This window comes from Sphingobacterium sp. 1.A.5 (assembly GCF_002734235.1).
GTDB classification, from domain to species: Bacteria; Bacteroidota; Bacteroidia; order Sphingobacteriales; family Sphingobacteriaceae; genus Sphingobacterium; species Sphingobacterium daejeonense.
Genome location: NZ_PEBA01000046.1, coordinates 1 through 1432, shown reverse-complemented (window position 1 = coordinate 1432; position 1432 = coordinate 1). Strand labels below are relative to the sequence as shown.

Here is a 1432-nt window from a genome sequence, read left to right as displayed (position 1 = left end):
GGATCAAGCTGAATTCTTGGGGGGAGTGTTAAAAATTTCTTAGTTTAGCGTCCTTAATACAAATATCCCTTGCAAGAAGCCGAACGTAAATTACTATCCTTATTGATGCCGGAAGGGCTTTTGGAATACTTCCAGATTTTAGAAGTCGATCAGGTCGACAATCAACTCCATATTTATTTAGATGAACTTAATATTGCTCCGACAGGCTATGAGAACAGCAAGTTGGAGTCAAAGGGTTTTATGCCTTCTACTGAAATTTCAGACTTTCCCATTCGAGGCCAGAAAGTTACGCTACATATCCGCCGTCGTCGATGGACGGTATTGGATACCGGAGATATCATCACAAGAGATTGGAATCTAGTACGTGAGGGTGCTCGAATGACTACGGAATTCGGGCTTTTTTTAAAGAAGATATTTGGATAACCATCCTGTAAGCGCCCAATTGGTAGGTCTGTTCTTCCAAATGGACGGCAAGCAACTACAGGATCAATACAAGAATCACCTCAGTGATTTCCATGATTGGGACCAAAAGCCGCATGCAGAGAGCTGGACATTGTTCCCTGAAAACATCTCGGAACACCTGAGCATCGATGAGACCAGCTTTAGCAACGGTGAATTATATACCATTGTTAGCAGTAAATCGGCAAAAGGGCGTAAAGGAACGATTCTAGCAACTATTAAAGGCACAAAGGCTGAGGATATCATAGCTGTTCTTGAGCGAATACCCTTGCGATCCAGGAATAAGGTAAAGGAGGTGACCATGGATATGGCTCCCAACATGGCCAAGGCTATCCGTAGATGTTTCAGGAATGCCAGGCGTGTGGTCGATCGGTTCCATGTCCAAAAGTTAGCTTACGATGCCGTTCAGGAACTCCGTATCAAATATCGTTGGGAAGTCTTGGATGCAGAAAGCAAGAAGATAATGGAATCGCGAAAGCGAGGAATCCCATATGAACCCGAGTTATTGCCCAATGGCGATACGCTCAAACAGCTATTGGCTAGATCCAGACACCTCTTGTTCAAGCATCCCAGCCGATGGTCAGAAACCCAGAAAAACCGGGCTGAATTGCTGTTCATGCGGTTTCCTAAGCTAAAACAGGCTTATGATCTTGGAATTGCCTTAGGAGACATCTTCAACAAATGCCGGGACAAAAAGGTCGCATTTACCAAACTAGGCCTGTGGCATAATCAGGTTGAGAATGCGGGCATTGCTTCCTTTGAGAGCGTAGCAAGATCCATTGCAGCTCATCATCAATACATTCTCCATTACTTCGACAACAGAAGTACTAATGCATCGGCAGAATCATTCAATGCAAAACTCAAAGCTTTCAGGAGTGTCTTCCGTGGCGTAAGGGACACAACATTCTTCCTGTACAGAGTGATGAAATTGTATGCTTAAAAGTCTTTACCCCCCAAACTTTCGGTATGATCC

The 1432-nt window shown here is 44.2% G+C and carries 2 protein-coding genes; both read left to right on the top strand.

Annotation, left to right across the window (positions count from 1 at the left end):
* The first annotated feature begins 69 nt into the window (after positions 1-69).
* A complete protein-coding gene (locus tag CRT24_RS15590) occupies positions 70-423 on the top strand; it encodes a transposase (RefSeq protein ID WP_094258934.1) in 354 nt (117 codons plus the stop codon).
* On the top strand, positions 416-1399 hold the full coding sequence (locus CRT24_RS15585) for a transposase (RefSeq protein WP_257214065.1): 984 nt from the start codon (positions 416-418) through the stop codon (positions 1397-1399). The genes CRT24_RS15590 and CRT24_RS15585 overlap by 8 nt, the downstream gene beginning before the upstream one ends.
* Positions 1400-1432 lie beyond the last annotated feature (33 nt).